Consider the following 16,936-nt stretch of genomic DNA (forward strand, 5'->3'; position numbering starts at 1 on the left):
GATCTAGGTCCCGGGCAGCGTCACTCGCTTCGCGCGCCGGCGCTGGATCGCCAGGAAGCTGCCGAAGGCGAGCCCGATGACGAGGAGCGAGACGCCGGTCGTCACGGTGCCGAGCGCGTAGATCTCCGGCGTCGTCACCGTGGTGGTGAGGCCCTGGAGCTCCAGCGGCAGGGTGTTGCGCCCGCCGATCGCCTGGCTGGTGCGGGCGAGCTCGTCCCAGGACAGGGTGAAGCCGAAGAGCGCCACGCCGACGAGGGAGGGCAGGATGATCGGCACCACGACGTGGATCAGGGATTGCGGGCCGGTGGCGCCGAGGTCGCGGGCCGCCTCCTCGTAGGCCGGGTTGAAGCGGTTGAACACCGCGAACATGATCAGGAGGCCGAAGGGCAGGGTCCAGGTGAGGTGGGCGCCGAGAGCGGAGGTGAACAATCCCATCACGGTGCCGTGGTCCTGGAGGAAGCCCCAGCCGGTCCGGGCGGCGAGCGCCTTGACGCCCTCGTCGATCAGCCGGAATTCGAGGCCGATGCCGAGCGAGACCACGATCGATGGCACGATCAGGCTCGCGACCGCGACGTAGAACAGGGGCGTCTGGCCGAGGAAGCCCTTGCGGAAGGCCAGCCCCGCGAAGAATGCCAGGGTGACGGTGAGCCCCATTACCACGAGGCCCAGCGCCAGCGAGCGCCGGAACGCCGCCCAGATGTCGACGACGCCGAGACCCGCCCAGAGGCGCGAGAACCAGAAGGTCGAGACCCCGTTCATCGGGAAGGTGAGGCCGCCCTGCGGGCCCTGGAAGCTGAGCGCCAGGATCGTCAGGGTCGGCCCGTAGAGGAAGAGCACGAACAGCCCGAAGAAGGCCGCCAGCACGTAGAACGAGAAGGGGCGGGGCCCGTCGCGGCGCATCTCTCTAAAGCTCCCGGCGCAGGTCGATCAGGCGGGTGAGGGCTGCGATCAGCACCATCACGGCCCCGAGCAGCACCACCGCGTTGGCGGCGGCCGCGGGGAATTGCAGGTAGGCCATCTGCACCTGGATCACCTTGCCGACCGAGGCGATCTGCTGACCCCCCATGACGCCGACAGTCACGAAGTCGCCCATGATCAGCGTCAGCACGAAGATCGACCCGATGGCGATGCCCGGCTTGCACAGCGGCACGATGACGTTCCACAGGGTCTGCCAGGGCGTGGCGCCGGCGTCCGTGGCGGCCTCGATCAGGGATCGGTCGATCCGCATCATCGAGTTGAAGATCGGCACGATCATGAACACCGTGTCGAGGTGGATGAAGGCCAGCACCACCGAGAAGTCGGAGTAGAGCAGCCCCTCGATCGGGGTGCGGATCAACCCGAGGCTCATCAGCGTGTCGTTGACGAGGCCGTTGCGGCCGAGCAGCGGCACCCAGGCGATCATCCGGATCACGTTCGAGGTCCAGAACGGGATGGTGCAGATCAGGAACAGCACCGTCTGCATCGCCGTCGAGCGGACGTGGAAGGCGACGAAGTAGGCCACCGTGAAGCCGATCGACAGCGTCGCGGCCCAGCCCAAGAGGCAGAACTTCAGCGTCGACAGGTAGGTCCGGAAGGTGGTGCAGAGTTCGCCCCCCGACAGGCAGCCCTCGAACACGTCGGCGTAGTTCTGGAGCGTGAAGGCCGGGATGATCTCGTACTCGTTGTACTCCCAGAAGCTGACGACCAGGGTGAGCGCCAGCGGCACCAGGAAGAACACCAGGAACACGAGCCCGAGCGGCATCGCCTGCCAGTAGGCGAGGCGGCGCTGGCGCCGCGTCGCGGCGGCGAGGCCCACGGGGGCCGGAGCGGCGTGCGCCGCCTCCGGCATGGCGTGAGCGGGAGCCGTCGCCGTGCTCATGCGGCGATGAACTCGTTCCACTTGCGCACCATGTAGGTGTTCTCGTCCATTACGGAGTTCCAGCAGGCGACGGCGCCCATGCGGCTCTCGAACGAGCCGCCGTCGCGCACTGCGCCGGCCTTCTCCATGATGGTGCCGTCCGGGGCCTTGATGTCCTTCTCGGCCGGCTTGCCCTCCATCCAGAATGCCCATTCGTAGGGCTCCATGTGGGCCTTCGCCGTCTCCAGCACCGCCGAGTAGTAGCCCTGGCGATTCAGATAGGCACCGGCCCAGCCCGACAGGAACCAATTGATGAAATCGTAGGCAGCGTCGAGCTTCCGGCCGGTCAGGGTCTTGGGCAGGCCGAAGCCCGAGGCCCAGGCGCGGTAGCCCTCCTTCAGCGGCTGGTAGGTGCAGGCGACGCCCTGCGAGCGCACCTTGGTGACGGCGGGCGACCACATCGACTGGATCACCGTCTCGCCGGACGCCATCAGGTTCACGGATTCGTTGAAGTCCTGCCAGAAGGCGCGGAACTGGCCGGCGCGCTTGGCCTCGATCAGCACCTTCATGGTGCGGTCGATCTCCGCCTTCGTCATGTTGCCCTTGTCGGGATAGGTGTAGTCGCCGGTCGCCTCCACCACCATCGCGGCGTCCATGATGCCGATCGACGGGATGTTGAGGATCGAGGCCTTCCCCTTGAACTCGGGGTTCAGGAGCTCCTTCCAGGACGTGATCGGGCGCTTGATCAGGTCGGGCCGGATGCCGAGCGTGTCGGCGTTGTAGGTGGTCGGGATCAGGGTGATCCACTCGGTCGGGGAGCTGGCGAACTTGGTCGAGGTCTGGCCCTCGAGGTAGAAGACTTTCTTCGGCGCCGTGCCCTGGTCGCCGATCGTCTTCGCCCCGACCTCGCCCCTGGTGAAGACCGGGGTGATCTTGTCGGCGTTCTTGATCCGACGCGCGTCCATGCCGACGAGGTTGCCCGACGGCATCAGCTTCTTGAGGCTGAAATACTCGGAATCGACGATGTCGAACGAGTTCGGCTGGGTGACGACGCGCTTCGACACCTCGTCGGTCACGACCGGGATGTACTCGATCGTGATGCCGAGATCCTCCTTCACCTTGCGGGCGATGTCGCCGCTCTGGTTCACGGCGGTGCCGAGGTAGCGGAGCGTCACCGGCTCGGCCGCGACGATCGCCGGAAAGCCCGTGATCGCGCCCGAGCCCGCGGCGAGGCCGGCGGCGGCGCCGGCGCCCTGCAGCAGCGTGCGGCGGGACAAGCGGGGTGTCTGGTCTTTCGGCGTCTTGATGTCGGTCATGGCGGGTTCTCCCTTTCGTCCGTTTCGTCGTGCCTCAGGCGTCGAGGCGATGGGCCTCGCCGGCCGGCCAGCCCACCCGCACCGTGTCTCCGAGGGCGAGCGGGTGGTCGGCGAAGGCGTGGTCGCTCAGGATCGCCGTGAGGGGCGCGCCGGCCTCCGCGGACAGATCCGGCGCCTCGAGGCTCACGTGGACCGTGCTGCCCTGGTACTCGACCGCGACCACCCGGGCGTCCTGTGCCTCGGGGCCGGCGGCGGGGCCGAGCCGCATCCGGTCCGCCCGCACGGCGACGCGCCGGTCGGGCAGCGCGATGACGTTGTGGCCGCCGATGAAGCGCGCGACGAAGGCGGTGGCCGGCCGCTCGAACACCGTGCGGGGATCGGCCGCCTGCTCGATGCGGCCGCCATTCATCACCACGACGAGGTCGGAGAGGGCCATCGCCTCCTCCTGGCTGTGGGTGACGTGCACGAAGGTGATGCCGAGCTCGCCCTGCAGGCGCTTGAGCTCGGTGCGCATCCGCACCCGCAGGAACGGGTCGAGGGCCGAGAGCGGCTCGTCGAGGAGCAGCACCTTCGGCCCGGTGACGAGGGCGCGGGCGAGCGCGACGCGCTGCTGCTGGCCGCCCGAGAGCTGGGCCGGCAGGCGCCCGGCGAGGTGGTCCATCTGGACGAGCGCCAGCATCGCCTCGGCGCGCTTCACCCGCTCGGCCTTCGGCACGCCCCGCATCTTGAGCCCGAAGGCGACGTTGTCGCGGCAGGTGAGGTGGGGGAACAGCGCGTAGCTCTGGAACATCATCGCGGTGCCGCGCTGGGCCGGGGGCAGGTCGCCGACGGCCTTCGGGCCGATCACCACGTCGCCCGACGACACCGTCTCGTGCCCGGCGATCATCCTGAGCGTCGTGGTCTTGCCGCAGCCCGACGGCCCGAGCAGGCAGCAATACGAGCCGGAGCGGATCTTCAGGTTGATGCCGTCGACCGCGACGGTGTCGCCGTAGCGCTTCGTCAGGCTGGCGAGTTCGATGTCCAACGAGAAAGCTCCCCCCGCTTCGTGCTGCCGTCGGGAGAAGCCCAAGCAAGGCGTGGGCCAGGGCGGCCCGGCCACCCCGGACCCGGCCGGCGCGGCGCGTCCGGCGAGGGGCGCGATTCCCGCCCGCGAGCCTGTTGCAATGCGCCGGGCGATCCGCTATCCCCCGCTCGTCTTCGGCGCAACACGAACCGCCCGGCCACCAGGCCGCGGACGGGCGAGGTTGGGCCGACGGGCCGTTGTAGCTCAGTGGTAGAGCGCGTCATTGGTAATGACGAGGTCGGGAGTTCAATCCTCCCCAGCGGCACCATTTCTCACCGTGAGAACTAAAGTTTTCGCTCGGTGTGTCTGAAGGCTGTCCTATTCCGGTCGGGAGGGCAGCGCGGCACCGGCGCGCCGTTGTAGCTCAGTGGTAGAGCGCGTCATTGGTAATGACGAGGTCGGGAGTTCAATCCTCCCCAGCGGCACCATCCGTCTTGCTGAATTCTCCGGATCGATGAGCCCGACCACGCGCCGACACGCCCCGGCCCGGCCGACCGCGCGGGGCGGCCGGCGGGCGCCGGGCCGTCAGGAGGCCGCCGCCCTGAGGCCCTCCGTCACCGCGCCGGTCGCCGGCCTCTCCCCGTCCATCATCGCGGCGAGCCGCTCGGCCGGCTGGGGTTTGCCGAACAGGTAGCCCTGCATCTCCTCGCACCCCTCGTCGGCGAGGAAGCGCCGCTGCCCGTCGGTCTCGACGCCCTCGGCCACCACCCCGATCCGCAGGGAGCGGCCGAGGCCCAGCACGGCGCGCACGATCTCGGCGGCGGAGGGGCGCTCCCCGAGCTGGCTGACGAAGGAGCGGTCGATCTTGATCTTGTCGAACGGGAAGGCCTGCAGGGTCGCCAGCGACGAGTAGCCGGTGCCGAAATCGTCCATGGCGATCCGGATCCCGAGCGCCTTGAGGCGCCGCAGCACGCTGAGCGCGCGGGCCATGTCGTTGATGATGACGGTCTCGGTGATCTCGATCTCGAGCCGGTCCGGCGACAGGTCGGTCTCGGTCAGGATCGCCAGCACGCGCTCGGGCAGGTCGGCCTGCTGGAACTGGCGCGGCGACAGGTTGACGGCGACCTTGAGCGGGAGCGTCCACCGCGCCGCCTCGCGGCAGGCCTCGCGCAGCACGAACTCGCCGAGGGGGAGGATCAGGCCGGTCTCCTCGGCGAGCGGGATGAACGCGTTCGGCGGCACGAGGCCGCGCGACGGATGCCGCCAGCGCACCAGCGCCTCGAACCCGACGAGCCGGCCGCAGGCGGGCCGCACCTGCGGCTGGTAGTGGAGGACCAGCTCGTCGCCGGCGAGCGCCCGGCGCAGGTCGGCTTCCAGCCGGCGCCGCTCCGCGAGCGCCGCGTCCATCGCGGGCTCGAAGGCGCGCACCGTGTTCCGCCCCTCCGCCTTCGCCTTGTAGAGCGCGAGGTCGGCGCGCCGCAGCAGCGTCTCCTCGTCGGCCCCGTCCGCGGGGGCGACGGCGATGCCGATGCTCGCGCCGACCTCGACCGACTGGTCGCCGATCCGGACCGGCCGGCCGACCGCCCGCAGGAGCGTCTGCGCCCGCGCGCGCGCCTCGTCCGGATGCGCGACCGAGACGACGAGGACCGCGAACTCGTCGCCGCCCAGCCGGGCCGCCGTGTCCCCGGCAGGCAGCTCCGCCGACAGGCGCCGGGCGACCGCCTGCAGCAGGGCGTCGCCCGCGAGGTGGCCCAGCCCGTCATTGACCTCCTTGAAGCGGTCGAGGTCGAGGCAGAGGATCGCGCAGGACCCGCCGTCGCGCACGACCTCGTGGAGCCGCCGCCGCAGCCGCTCGCGGAACAGGGTGCGGTTCGGCAAATCGGTGAGCGCGTCGTGGGCCGCCATGTGGGCGATCCGGCCCTCCGCCTCCTTGCGCACGCTGATGTCGATGTGGGTTCCGACGAACCGGGTCGCCCGCCCCTCCGCGTCGCGCCCGACGACCTTCGCGCGGGTGAGGAACCAGCCCCACGCGCCGTCCTTGCGCCGCAGCCGGTGCTCGCACTCGAACATCGGCGTGGCGCCCGCGAGGTGCGCGACGAGCGTCGCGACGGCCCGCTCGCGGTCGTCGGGGTGGATCAGCGCCCGCCAGGTCCGGGCGTGGGCGGGCAGCTCGCCCGGCGCGTAGCCGAGCAGGTGCCACAGGCGGTCCGAGGTCCACGCCTCGCCGGTGGCGAGGTCGCAATCCCACAGCCCGTCGCTGCCCGCGTCGAGCGCGAGCGCGAGGCGCTCCCCGCTCACCCGCAGCGCCTCGCGCGCGCGCACGATGTCGTCGATGTCGTGCGCCGTGCCGATCCACTCGACGGTCCCGTCGGCGTGCGGGACCGGCACGATGACGATCCTGTGCCAGCGATACGCGCCGGACGGGTCCCGCCAGCGCGTCTCCGCCTCGAAGGTGCGCCGTTCCTCCTGCGCCTGCCGCCACGCCGCCGCGTTCGGCGCGCGCTCGTCCGGGTGGTGGGCGTCGATCCGCTGCGTCCGGGAGGAGCTGCCCGCGCCGAAGAACGCCTGGAAGCGCCGGTTCGCGTAGACGGCGTGGCCGTCGTCGGGGGCGACCCAGACCATCTGCGGCAGCGCGTCCGTGAGCGCGCGCATGCGCTCCTCGCCGGCGATCAGCGCGGTTCTCTGCTCGCTCAGCACGCGGTTCATCCGGCGCAGGCGGTCCGCGACGAGCGCCAGGGCCGAGCAGGCCAGAACCGCGAGCGTGACCGCGGCGATGCCGGCGGCGAGCGCGGCGCGGGGCAGGCTGTCGGCGGCGAGGTCCGCGCGCGGGTCCGGGACGACCCGGACCGCCGCCATGGCGAGGACGTGCAAAGCCGCGATCCCCACCGACAGCAGGGTCGCGGACAGGATGAGTCCGCGGCCCGTCTCCGCCCGCGAGAGCGCGAGGAGGGAGCCGCAGGCGAGGGCGCAGCCGGTCGCGACCGCCGCGGCGGCCAGCACCGGATCCCAGGCGAAGGTGCCCGGGACGCGCACGCCCTGCATGCCGGTGGCGTGCATGACGGCGATGCCGAGGCCGAGGAGCAGGCCGGCCGCGACGCCGCCGCCCGTGCCGCGGGCGCCGCGCAGCAGGGTCAGGGCCGCGAGCGCGCTGATCACGCCGACGGCGAGGGAGGCGAGGGTGATCGCCGGGTCGTAGCTCACGCCGAGGCCCGGATCGTAACCCAGCATGGCGATGAAATGCGTGCTCCAGATCCCGGCGCCGGCCGAGAAGGCCGCGCCGACGAGCCAGCCGGCCGAGCGCCCGCCGCTCTCGGCGCGGGCCTGCTCCAGCAGGCGCAGCGCGGTGTGGCAGGAAAGCCAGCAGACCAGCATCGCCAGGGGCAGAGCCCAGGCGGTATGCTCGGCCGTCAGGCAGACGAACGCACGGTACATGGTGTCCTGCTGTGACGCGCCGCAATACGGCCAGCATGCCCTGTGAGACTTAACAAAGGTTACTGTCGCAGGCGCAGGATTTCACCGTCCCGACTCGATCCGCGCGCAGGCGCATGCCTGGCAGCGGCGCGATGGACGCGCGAAATCTGTGCGGCGATTGTACCGTGACTGGATGGGAGGGCGGCAGGGGCGGGGCCGGCCTCCCGGGCGCGTGGTAACGAATTGTTAACCATTGCGGCGCAGTGAGCCGGCTCATGTACTCACAGCTTCGTCGCACCGGCTGGCGCCCGCTCGAGGCGGCTGGCCACGTCGCCTTCGTCATCGCCCTGCTGGGCCTAGGTCTCGCCTGCGCGGGGGCCGACCTCCTCGGCGGCTGGAGAGCGGCCGGCCTGCTGCTCACGGGTGGCGGCTGATCCTCGCCGGGCCGCCGCCGCGGATCCCGCCCCCCGATCGATGGTCCCGCTGCCGGCACAGTCGCTCCACGATCAGCGGCCGGTCGTCGTCTTGCCGCGACGGGGTGATGCGCCTGCGATGCAGCGCGAATGCTTGACCTCGATCGCGGATCCCATGCCGGTCGAGGGCTGGATACGGTCTCGAAACCATCCGGATTGATTCCTCGGGCTCAGCTGCTAAGCTTGGCCTTGCCGGTCCGAGCGTGTGCCCGGCCGCGCCCCGCGCCGCCCTCCGGCGGCGCCACTGCGTCCCGCGCGCCGCGTCTCTCGCGGGTGCGGGCGATCCTGTCCCATCCGGACGCGGGCGACCCGCGTCCCGCCGGCCGCGTCGCCGGGTGACCCGTCGGTCTCCCGCGGGGATCCGTGCGCGCGGCCGCAACCCGAGAGGACCCGACGCGATGATCGATCACCGCCGCCGCCTCCTGAGCCGTGCCGCCCTCGCCGAGGAGGGCCGCATCAGCGTCCGGCGCGAGCCGGACCGGGCCTGGCCGGGCGACCACAGCCGGCTCTGCGCCCTGGAGAATGACGGCCACCTGCTGTTCCTGGGCGAGGAGACCGGGCCGGGTCCCGGGGGCGCGTCGGCCGCCTGGCGCATCACGGCGCAGGGCCGGGAGGCGCTGGGGGACGCCTGAAAGCCCCCGGACTCTCGTCGGACACCCGTTGTCACAAGGACTTAGAGCCGCACCGGCGCTTCAAAACCGGCCTGTTCGGGCTTACACTGGGATGTGGGCCACGGCCCGGACAGGCCGTCGAGGTGAACGATGGACTACGTCTGCGACGTTCCGGCGGCGGCGGGCTCGCCCGGTGGAAAGACCTGGTTCCGGATCGAGACCGAGGCGGAGGCGGTCCGGGAATCGGCCCTGATGGGACACGCCGTCGAGAAGCATTTCCGCCAGGCGCAGGGCCGGGCCGAGGCGTCCTACGTGCCGCCGGCCGGGCCCTTCATCGAGCAGCAGATCGGCCTCAAGGCGCACCTGCGCCGGACGATGCCGCGCTTCTTCACCCTGCGCGACCCGGAGGGCAACGGGCTCGCCACCGCGATGGTGCCCGCGGGCGCCGGTTGCCCGATCGTCGTCGGGGTCGGCAACCGCGACCCTTACGTCGAGCATGCCGAGGCGATCCGGGTGCTGGCCGCCCATCTCGGCATCCCGCTCGAGCGCGGCCGCTGCTACCCCTACGGACGGTGAGCGGCGGTCAGGCCGCCGCAATCCGGGCGGCGAGCGGCACCGCGATGAGGCAGGCGAGGCCGCCCTCCGCGTAGTCGAGCCGGACCTCGCCGGCGAGCTCGCGCTCGAGGCTGGCGCGGATCAGCCGGGTGCCGAAGCCGGTGCGGACCGGCGGCGCCACCGGCGGACCGCCGCTCTCGCGCCAGCGCAGGGAGAGCGTCCCGGTGCGCACGGCCCAGTCCACCGCCACCTGCCCCGCCTCGGCCGAGAGCGCGCCGTACTTCGCCGCGTTGGTGGCGAGTTCGTGGATCGCCATCCCGAGGGGGAGCGCCACCGCCGGGGTGAGGGAGACCGGCGGTCCCTCGAGGCGGATGCGGTCGGCCCGCCCGCCGGCATAGGGCTCGAGCTCGGCCGAGAGGATGCCGCGCAGGCCCGCCCCCTCCCAGTGGTTGGCGGTGAGCACGTTGTGGGTCTGGGACATCGCCAGCAGCCGGGCCTCGAAGCTGCCGGTGAAGTCGTCGAGGGAGGCGGCGCTGCGGGCGGTCTGGCGGGCCATCGACTGCACGGTGGCGAGCGTGTTCTTCACCCGGTGGTTCAATTCGTGGATCAGCAGCTCCTGGCGCGCATCGGCCGCCCGGCGCTCCTCCTCCTGACTCTGCAGGGCGGACGAGGCGACCCGCAGGGCGTGGCTGATCGCCTGCGCCTCGCGCACGGCGGAGGCCGGGACCGCGACCGGCTCGCCCCGGCCGAGCGCCGCGGCGGCGACCGCGAGGCGGCGCAGGGGCCGCGCGAGCAGGCCGGCGGCGAACCAGCCGATGCCCGCCGCCACCGTCGCGACGACGAGGCCCCAGAGCAGGATCTGCCGGCGCAGGTCCGTCACCGACGCGAAGGCGGTGTCGGCGTCCTGGCGCACCAGCACGGTCCAGCCGAGGCCCGGGAAGTCGCGGTAGCCCCGGGCCTGCCGGTAGCCGGTGAGGTAGCGCCGCCCGTCGGGCCAGGTCTCCGCCGCGGTGCCGGACCGGCCCTCCCGCGCCGCGGCGACGCTCGGCAGGTCCGCCGGCAGGGTCTTGCGGTTCAGAGGCGCGGGACCGAGCAGCACCGTGCCGTCCCGGGCGAGCATCAGGGCGCTGACGTCGCGCATCGCGCCCGAGGTCTCGCGCAGGGAGGCCTCCGCCGCCCGGGCCCAGGTCCAGTCGAGGTGGCCCGAGACCACGCCGAGGAGGCGGCCGTCGTCGCCGCGCACCGGGGCGGCGATGTCGAGCACCCGCTGCGGCTCGTCCGCCTCGCGGCGCGGCTTCAGGGTGGCGAGCAGCAGGGCGTCGTGCACGTCGCCGACGAACGGGCCGTCCCGGCCTTGCGTGAAGTACTCCCGGTGCCCGACGCTGATCCCCTCGAGGGCACCGGTGCTCGTCGCCTCGATCCGGCCGTCGGCGCCGACGAGCCCGATGATGGCGTAGTCCGGATAGGTCTCCTGGGCCCGCCGCAGCACCCGGCGCTTGCGCGCGACGGAGGCGGCCGGGTCCCGGATGGTGTCGTTCTCGGCCAGGATCACCATGTCGCGCCAGCGCTCGAACAGGCCGCGGTCGAGCCGGCCCGCCAGGATGCCGGCGACGTCGGCGAGCTCGCTCTCGATCCGCGCCTCGAGCCGCTGGCTCGCCACCCGGGACGCCACCAGGGCGAGCACCAGGGTCGCCACCAGGCCCGCGGCCCCGAGACCGAGGGCCAGGAAGACGCGGAGCGGCGGCTGGGGCAAGGGACGATCCGGGTCTCGGGGCAGGGGAGGACGGGCATCCTCCCCGCGCGGGGCAATCCTACCCTAAAGCAACCGCGGCGGGAAAGCTTCGCCGTTTCGCAGGCCCGAGTCCCTCAAGGAGGCCCCGGCGCCTCAGGAGGGCCCCGGCTCGATCATCGCCCGGACCTTGGCGGCGAAGGCGTCGATGGCGAAGGGCTTCGTGATCATCCGCATGCCGGGCGCGAGGTGGCCGTTGCCGAAGGCGGCGTTCTCGGCGTAGCCGGTGATGAACAGGACCCGGAGGTCCGGCCGGGCCGCCAGCGCCTCGTCGATCATCCGGCGACCGTTGAGGCCCGGCAGGCCGACATCGGTGACGACGAGGTCGATCCGCCCCGGCGCCTCGAGGATGCGCAGGCCGGCCGGCCCGTCGGGCGCCTCGATCACCCGGTAGCCGAGGTCGGTCAGGGTCTCGCCGATCAGCGCCCGGACGGTGGCGTCGTCCTCCACCACCAGGACCGTCTCGCCGTGCTCGGCCCGCGGCACCGGCATCCCGGTCGCCCGCACCGGCTCGTCCACGGCCCGGCCGCTGTGACGGGGCAGGTAGAGCTTCACCGCCGTGCCCTCGGCCACCTCCGAGTAGATCCGCACGTGCCCGTCGGACTGCTTGGCGAAGCCGTAGATCATCGACAGGCCGAGGCCGGTGCCCTGGCCGATGGGCTTGGTGGTGAAGAACGGGTCGAAGGCGCGCTGGATCACCTCCGGGGACATGCCGGCACCGGTGTCGCTGACGCAGACGCAGACGTACTGGCCCGCCCGCACGCCGATCTCGCTCGCCACGTAGGCGTCGTCGAGATGGGCGTTGGCGGTCTCGATGGTGAGCCGCCCGCCGTCGGGCATCGCGTCCCGGGCGTTGATCGCGAGGTTGAGGATCGCGTTCTCGAGCTGGTTGGGGTCGCAGAGCGTCAGCCACAGGCCGCCGGCCACCACCACCTCGAGCCGCACCCGCTCGCCCAGCGTCCGACGCAGCAACTCGTCCATCGAGCTCACCAGCCGGTTGACGTCGGTCGCCCGGGCCTCGAGCGGCTGGCGCCGCGCGAAGGCCAGCAGCCGGTGGGTCAGCGCCGCGGCGCGCTGGGCCGAGGCCATGGCGAGGCCGGCGTATCGGGTGAGGTTCTGCGTCCGGCCCTCGTTGATGCGGGTCTGCATCAGGTCGAGGGAGCCGACGATGCCGGTGAGCAGGTTGTTGAAGTCGTGGGCGATGCCCCCCGTCAGCTGGCCCACCGCCTCCATCTTCTGCGCCTGGTGCAGGGCCTCCTCGATCCGGGCGCGCTCCTCGATCTCGGCCTTGAGGCGCGCATTGGCCTCGGCGAGGGCCGCGGTGCGCTCGGCCACCTGCGCCTCCAGCTCCTCGCGGCCGCGGGCCAGGGTCTCGCGGGCGCGGACCTGGTCGTCGATGTCGGTGCAGGTGCCGAACCAGCGCTCGATCGCGCCGCTCTCCGGATCGTGGATCGGCACCGCCCGGCCGAGCACCCAGCGGTAGACCCCGTCGTGCCGGCGCAGGCGATACTCGATCTCGTAGGGCTCGCCGGTGGAAAGCGAGCGCCGCCAGCGCCGCCAGGCCTCCTCCTGCTCGCCCGGATGGAAGATCGCGTTCCAGCCCTCGCCGTCGGTCGAGCCCTCCGGCATGCCGGTGAACTCGTACCAGCGGGTGTTGTAGTAGTCGTGGTAGCCGTCCGGCAGGGTCGACCACACCATCTGGGGCATCGATTCGGCGATGGCCCGGAACTTCAGGGCGCTGTCGGCGAGGGCCGCCCGCGCGTCCTTCTCGGCGGTGATGTCGACGCCGAGAAGGTACAGGTCGGCGACCGCCCGGTCGGCCCCGCGATGGGGCTCGTAGCGCACCAGGGCGTGGCGCCCGTCGGCCTTGGGATGGGGGGATTCGAACGAGACCGTCTCGCCCGCGAACGCCCGGGCGAGCAGCGGCCGGCGCGCGTCGTAGAACGCCTCGCCGACGATCGCCCGCAGGGAGCGCCCGACGGTCTCGTCCGGATCCAGGCCGAACCATCGCGAAAAATTGCCGTTGGCGAAGCGGCAGATCTCGTCGCGGTCGAGGGCGGCGATCAGGGCGGGAGCGGCCTCAGTGATGCTGCGCAGGTCGTCGCGCTCGGTCTTCATCCCGGAGAGGTGGTGGAGGATGTCCCGTTCCCGGATACCCTGGTTCGCCAGGGTGACGAGGCCCGCGGCCTGCTCTCCCGTCAGCCCGCCCCGCCGCGGCGCGGCATCGAGCACGAGCAGGGTCCCGAGGCGGCGGCCGCCCGAGCCGGGAAGCGGGATGCCGGCGTAGAAGCGCAACGCCGCCCTGCCGTGTACCGCGGACAGCTCGGCGGTGCGCGGATGCCGCGCCAGGTCCGGCACGACGACGGGCGTCTCGCGCACGTCCGCGACGAGCGCCGCGAGCGCCGCCGCGTCGCTCGCGGAGAGGTCGGGCGGAGCCGGTCCGCGCAGGGGCGCGTCCGGCCGGTGGACCAGGGCGAAGGCGGTGCCGCAGAGGACCCGGGCGAGGAAGGCGATGCCGTGAAGGTCCGGCTCCGGGATACCGGCCGGGGGCATGATGGCGTCCCGTCCCGCCGCTTCCATCTGTCCGCTCTCGTCGTGGGTGCTCATGACTGATCGTTGCGGCGCGCCCGGACTTCCGCCGGACCCTGCGGAACGGCAGCCGATAGACGGACGACATCCCGCAGGCAACCGGCGAGACGCCTTCGGGTTGCCTTCCGGGCTTCCCTTTGGGGCACCATTCGCTCGCACGCGAGGCGCCCTGCGGCGCGATGACCGGCCCGGGCCGGTTGCGCGAACCGCCTCGTGGCAGTAACCTGTTGATTATGTTGTAGTTTTCAAGAGTTCTAATCTGAGAGCGGTCAGCGGGAGCGATCCCCGGGCGCTCCCCCGGTCAGGTGCCTCATCCCAGCATGATCGTCTGTTCCTGCAACGTGCTCTCCGACGGCCAGGTGCGCGGCTGCCTCCATCCCGGTCCCGGCTGCCCGCGCACGCCGGCCCAGGTCTATGCCTGCCTCGGCTGCAGCCCGAAATGCGGCCGCTGCGCCCGCACGATCCGCGGCATCCTCGACCGGGCCTTGGCCGAGGCGCACTCGGCCTGCACCACCACCTGCGGCGCGGCCTGCACGCTGAAGCACTTGGAGGAGGAGGCCGCCTGAGGCGGCCCCGCCCCGGCGAGAGCAGCGCCGATCACGCTGCGATCGAGCGCCGGTCCCGGCCTTCGATGGCGCCGCATCGTCGCCGACGAACCGGTGTCCACCTCGTCGGACGATGCGCGGACGGCGAGGTGCTACTCGACCTCGGGCTCGATCTTCTCCAGGCCGCCGATGTGGCGCTGGGCGTAGAGCGGCAGGCCGACCTGGCGGATCAGCTCGATCTGGGTCTCCAGGAAGTCGATGTGACCCTCCTCGTCGGCGGCCAGATCCTCGAACAGCTGCTTCGAGACGCGATCGTTGATCGAGTCGCAGTACTTCGCGGCCTCGAGGTAGAGGCTGCGGGCCTCGACCTCGGCGGCGAGGTCGCACTCGATGATTTCCTGGACGTTCTGACCGATCCGCAGCGGGTCGAGCTCCTGCAGGTTCGGGAAGCCCTCGAGGAACAGGATCCGATCGACGAAGCGATCGGCGTGGTTCATCTCCTCGATCGACTCCTTGCGCCAGAACTTGGCGAGGTCGATGTAGCCCCAGTCGTTCAGCATCCGGAAGTGGAGCCAGTACTGGCTCACCGCGGTCAGCTCGCTGCGCAGGCCGCGGTTGAGGTACTCGACGACCTTGGCGTCACCCTTCATCGCTCGATCTCCCGTGTCGATCGTCCATCGGAGCCGGGCGGGTGCCGGCCCAACCGGGGCCCTAGCTAGCAGCGAACGTGCCGCAGGGCCACAGGAGGCAGGCGCTGACAGGGGAGGATCCTGCGATCACACGTCGATGCACGCGAAGGCGTCGAGGTCGAGGGCGTGGCCGGCCCGGTCGCGCTTGGCGGTGAGGTAGCGCAGGTTCTCCGGCGTGACCCGGCCGAGCGCCCGCTGGGTCTCGACCACGGCGATGCCGGCGGCCTCGAGGCTCGCGGCCTTCTCGGGGTTGTTGCTCAGGAGCCTGACGGAGGCGACGCCGAGCGCCTTCAGCATCGCCGCCGCAAAGTCGAACCGGCGCTGGTCGAGGCCGAAGCCGAGGGCCTCGTCGGCCTCGTAGGTGTCGAGCCCGCGGGCCTGGAGGTCGTAGGCGCGGATCTTGTTGGCGAGCCCGTTCCCGCGGCCCTCCTGGTCGAGGTAGAGCACGATGCCGCCGCCGTGCTGGGCCATCCAGCCGGCGGTGCCGCGCAGCTGGTCGCCGCAATCGCACTTGAGCGAGCCGAACAGGTCGCCGGTGAGGCAGGCCGAGTGCAGCCGCACCGCCACCGGCCCGGTAAGGTCCGGCCGGCCGATCACGACGGCGACCTGATCGCGAAGACCCTCGCCGCCGCGGAAGACCACGAACTCGCTGTCCGGGGCGCCCGCGAGCGGCACCGGCGCCCGGCTGACGGGCCGCAGGGCGGCGGCCTGCCGGGCCGGGTAGCGCGCGACCGCCTCCGCGGCGACGCTCAGGGTCCCGGGAGGGGCCGCCTCGCCCGGCACCACCACGACAGCCGGCAGCACCTGGGCGAGCGCCGCGAGCGCGAGCGCGGCCTCGTCGCCGGCCGAGGCCGGCGCCACGGGGGCGTCGATCCGCGCATCGAGGCGCAGCGCCAGGGCCTCGATCCGGGCCGGGTCGATCGCCGGCAGGGCGACCGCGCCGGCATCCTTCCGGTCGGCGAGGCCGAGGCGGCGCAGGCGCGGCGCCGGCAGGACGAGGCGGGCGCCGGTCCCGGCGAGCGCCGCCAGGGCGGCGTTCGTGGCCTCGTCGAGCGCCTCGGCCGACAGGGCCAGCACCGGGTCGGTCCCGCGCAGGGCCACGGGCCGGCCGGCGCGGATCTCCGCCAACGCCCGCTCGACACCGACCTGATCCCGGACCTGATCCCGGACCTGTTCGCGGCCCGCGGCCGGGTCTAGACTGAGATGGCTCTGCATCGTGACCGACATCATCGACCCTGAGAGAGACGGCCCGACGCGATCGCGGCGGGCCGGGAATCGTGAGGAAGAGCTGGAACCGTGAGGAAGAACCGGTGAGGGAACAAGGCCACGGTTCGGCGCCGGACGGCATGTGGTGCCTTCTGCCCCGCTTCGCCGCGGATCCCTCCATCAACCTTTCGCGATTGTCCAGGGCGTCCATACACCCCGGGAGTGACGTCGCATGACGCCGAACGGCGAGAGACCGGGCCGCTACGCGCCGTCCCAGAAGGCGCTGCACTGGATCGTCGCGATCCTGGTCTTCGCCCTGGTGCCGATCGCGCTCGCCATGGCCAACCTGCCCGACGGGCCGCTGAAGAACGCGCTCTACGAGTGGCACAAGTCGTTCGGGCTCACCGTGCTGGCGCTGGCGCTGGCCCGCCTCCTGGTGCGCGCCGCCCGCGGCGCCCCGCCCCTCGTCGCCGGCCTGCCGGCCTGGCAGCGCCGGGCGGCGCACGCCTCGCATCTCGCGCTCTACGTCCTGATCGTCGTGGTGCCGCTGCTCGGCTGGGCCGGCACCTCGGCCTGCTGCGCGCCGGTGATGCTCTACTTCACGCTGCCCCTCACCCTGCCGGTCTCCGGCGGCATGCCGGTCGGCGAGGCGATCCTCCGGGTGCACCAGGTCGCGGCCTTCACGCTGGTCGCGCTCGTGGTGCTGCACGCGGGCGCGGCCCTGCATCACCACCTGGTGCGGCGGGACGGGACGCTGCGGCGGATGTGGCCGGGAGGGGGCTGAGCGGACCGATCGGACGGTTGCCCCGCATCGACGCGCCGGCGGCCGGTCGCGAGCGGGCATGCCTGGTCGAGGCGCCGGCCCTTTGCCTCATTTCGCAATCGTCGCCTTTCAATGACTGGAGCGCTGCG

The 16,936-nt window shown here is 72.2% G+C and carries 14 protein-coding genes and 2 tRNA genes; 7 read left to right on the forward strand and 9 right to left on the reverse strand.

What is annotated here, in order from left to right:
• Positions 1-3 precede the first annotated feature (3 nt).
• From DK419_RS20780 to DK419_RS20795, 4 genes are read right to left on the reverse strand one after another with little or no spacing between them, the layout of a single operon-like run.
• The gene (locus DK419_RS20780) at positions 4-900 is read right to left on the reverse strand and encodes an ABC transporter permease (RefSeq protein ID WP_109960778.1); all 897 of its coding nucleotides are present in this window, start codon (positions 898-900) and stop codon (positions 4-6) included.
• Between the two features lie 4 nt (positions 901-904).
• Positions 905-1,858 (reverse strand): ABC transporter permease, encoded by a 954-nt coding sequence (locus DK419_RS20785; protein WP_109960779.1) that lies wholly within the window; start codon positions 1,856-1,858, stop codon positions 905-907.
• On the reverse strand, positions 1,855-3,153 hold the full coding sequence (locus DK419_RS20790; RefSeq protein ID WP_109960780.1) for an ABC transporter substrate-binding protein: 1,299 nt from the start codon (positions 3,151-3,153) through the stop codon (positions 1,855-1,857). The genes DK419_RS20785 and DK419_RS20790 overlap by 4 nt, the downstream gene beginning before the upstream one ends.
• A 34-nt stretch (positions 3,154-3,187) precedes the next feature.
• Positions 3,188-4,177 (reverse strand): ABC transporter ATP-binding protein, encoded by a 990-nt coding sequence (locus DK419_RS20795; RefSeq protein WP_109960781.1) that lies wholly within the window; start codon positions 4,175-4,177, stop codon positions 3,188-3,190.
• A 232-nt stretch (positions 4,178-4,409) separates the two neighbouring features.
• Between DK419_RS20795 and DK419_RS20800 the strand changes: the two genes are divergently transcribed.
• Positions 4,410-4,484: transfer RNA gene (locus tag DK419_RS20800), tRNA-Thr, on the forward strand.
• A gap of 85 nt (positions 4,485-4,569) precedes the next feature.
• Positions 4,570-4,644: transfer RNA gene (locus tag DK419_RS20805), tRNA-Thr, on the forward strand.
• A gap of 97 nt (positions 4,645-4,741) precedes the next feature.
• Here DK419_RS20805 and DK419_RS20810 read toward each other — a convergent pair.
• Positions 4,742-7,588 carry a bifunctional diguanylate cyclase/phosphodiesterase gene (locus DK419_RS20810; protein ID WP_109960782.1) on the reverse strand — a complete coding sequence of 949 codons (2,847 nt, stop codon included), beginning with the start codon at positions 7,586-7,588 and terminating at the stop codon, positions 4,742-4,744.
• A gap of 254 nt (positions 7,589-7,842) precedes the next feature.
• Here DK419_RS20810 and DK419_RS28785 point away from each other — a divergent pair, with 254 nt between their 5' ends.
• The 3 genes from DK419_RS28785 to DK419_RS20820 all read left to right on the forward strand — a co-directional run bounded on the left by DK419_RS28785 (position 7,843) and on the right by DK419_RS20820 (position 9,227).
• A complete protein-coding gene (locus DK419_RS28785) occupies positions 7,843-8,001 on the forward strand; it encodes a hypothetical protein (protein WP_162561333.1) in 159 nt (52 codons plus the stop codon).
• 437 nt (positions 8,002-8,438) lie between these two features.
• Complete coding sequence (locus DK419_RS20815; protein ID WP_109960783.1) at positions 8,439-8,672, forward strand: hypothetical protein; 234 nt, start codon at positions 8,439-8,441, stop codon at positions 8,670-8,672.
• Between the two features lie 129 nt (positions 8,673-8,801).
• Positions 8,802-9,227, forward strand: coding sequence for a hypothetical protein (locus tag DK419_RS20820; protein ID WP_109960784.1), 426 nt, complete (start codon positions 8,802-8,804; stop codon positions 9,225-9,227).
• 7 nt (positions 9,228-9,234) lie between these two features.
• Here the strand turns inward: DK419_RS20820 and DK419_RS20825 are convergent, their stop codons facing one another.
• Complete coding sequence (locus DK419_RS20825; RefSeq protein WP_109960785.1) at positions 9,235-10,959, reverse strand: sensor histidine kinase; 1,725 nt, start codon at positions 10,957-10,959, stop codon at positions 9,235-9,237.
• Between the two features lie 132 nt (positions 10,960-11,091).
• Positions 11,092-13,602 carry a PAS domain S-box protein gene (locus DK419_RS20830; protein WP_245442583.1) on the reverse strand — a complete coding sequence of 837 codons (2,511 nt, stop codon included), beginning with the start codon at positions 13,600-13,602 and terminating at the stop codon, positions 11,092-11,094.
• Between the two features lie 302 nt (positions 13,603-13,904).
• On the opposite strand from DK419_RS20830, the gene DK419_RS20835 reads away from it, so the two are divergent.
• Positions 13,905-14,150: a (2Fe-2S)-binding protein gene (locus DK419_RS20835; protein ID WP_109960786.1), complete on the forward strand. Its 246-nt coding sequence runs from the start codon at positions 13,905-13,907 to the stop codon at positions 14,148-14,150.
• Between the two features lie 131 nt (positions 14,151-14,281).
• Here the strand turns inward: DK419_RS20835 and bfr are convergent, their stop codons facing one another.
• Both bfr and ribA read right to left on the reverse strand, forming a co-directional pair.
• The gene (gene bfr / locus DK419_RS20840) at positions 14,282-14,779 is read right to left on the reverse strand and encodes a bacterioferritin (RefSeq protein ID WP_109960787.1); all 498 of its coding nucleotides are present in this window, start codon (positions 14,777-14,779) and stop codon (positions 14,282-14,284) included.
• 126 nt (positions 14,780-14,905) lie between these two features.
• Positions 14,906-15,946: a GTP cyclohydrolase II RibA gene (gene ribA / locus DK419_RS20845; RefSeq protein WP_245442584.1), complete on the reverse strand. Its 1,041-nt coding sequence runs from the start codon at positions 15,944-15,946 to the stop codon at positions 14,906-14,908.
• 310 nt (positions 15,947-16,256) lie between these two features.
• Here ribA and DK419_RS20850 point away from each other — a divergent pair, with 310 nt between their 5' ends.
• The gene (locus DK419_RS20850; RefSeq protein WP_109960788.1) at positions 16,257-16,808 is read left to right on the forward strand and encodes a cytochrome b; all 552 of its coding nucleotides are present in this window, start codon (positions 16,257-16,259) and stop codon (positions 16,806-16,808) included.
• The last annotated feature ends 128 nt before the right edge of the window (positions 16,809-16,936 follow it).

The organism is Methylobacterium terrae, from assembly GCF_003173755.1.
Classification (GTDB): domain Bacteria; phylum Pseudomonadota; class Alphaproteobacteria; order Rhizobiales; family Beijerinckiaceae; genus Methylobacterium; species Methylobacterium terrae.

Excerpts from the sequence above, each read along its gene's own strand:
- DK419_RS20780 (WP_109960778.1), bottom strand. The coding sequence starts at position 900 with ATGCGCCGCGACGGGCCCCGCCCCTTCTCGTTCTACGTGCTGGCGGCC.
- DK419_RS20785 (WP_109960779.1), bottom strand. The coding sequence starts at position 1,858 with ATGAGCACGGCGACGGCTCCCGCTCACGCCATGCCGGAGGCGGCGCAC.
- DK419_RS20790 (WP_109960780.1), bottom strand. The coding sequence starts at position 3,153 with ATGACCGACATCAAGACGCCGAAAGACCAGACACCCCGCTTGTCCCGC.
- DK419_RS20810 (WP_109960782.1), bottom strand. The coding sequence starts at position 7,588 with ATGTACCGTGCGTTCGTCTGCCTGACGGCCGAGCATACCGCCTGGGCT.
- DK419_RS28785 (WP_162561333.1), top strand. The coding sequence starts at position 7,843 with ATGTACTCACAGCTTCGTCGCACCGGCTGGCGCCCGCTCGAGGCGGCT.
- DK419_RS20815 (WP_109960783.1), top strand. The coding sequence starts at position 8,439 with ATGATCGATCACCGCCGCCGCCTCCTGAGCCGTGCCGCCCTCGCCGAG.
- DK419_RS20820 (WP_109960784.1), top strand. The coding sequence starts at position 8,802 with ATGGACTACGTCTGCGACGTTCCGGCGGCGGCGGGCTCGCCCGGTGGA.
- DK419_RS20830 (WP_245442583.1), bottom strand. The coding sequence starts at position 13,602 with ATGAGCACCCACGACGAGAGCGGACAGATGGAAGCGGCGGGACGGGAC.
- DK419_RS20835 (WP_109960786.1), top strand. The coding sequence starts at position 13,905 with ATGATCGTCTGTTCCTGCAACGTGCTCTCCGACGGCCAGGTGCGCGGC.
- bfr (WP_109960787.1), bottom strand. The coding sequence starts at position 14,779 with ATGAAGGGTGACGCCAAGGTCGTCGAGTACCTCAACCGCGGCCTGCGC.
- DK419_RS20850 (WP_109960788.1), top strand. The coding sequence starts at position 16,257 with ATGACGCCGAACGGCGAGAGACCGGGCCGCTACGCGCCGTCCCAGAAG.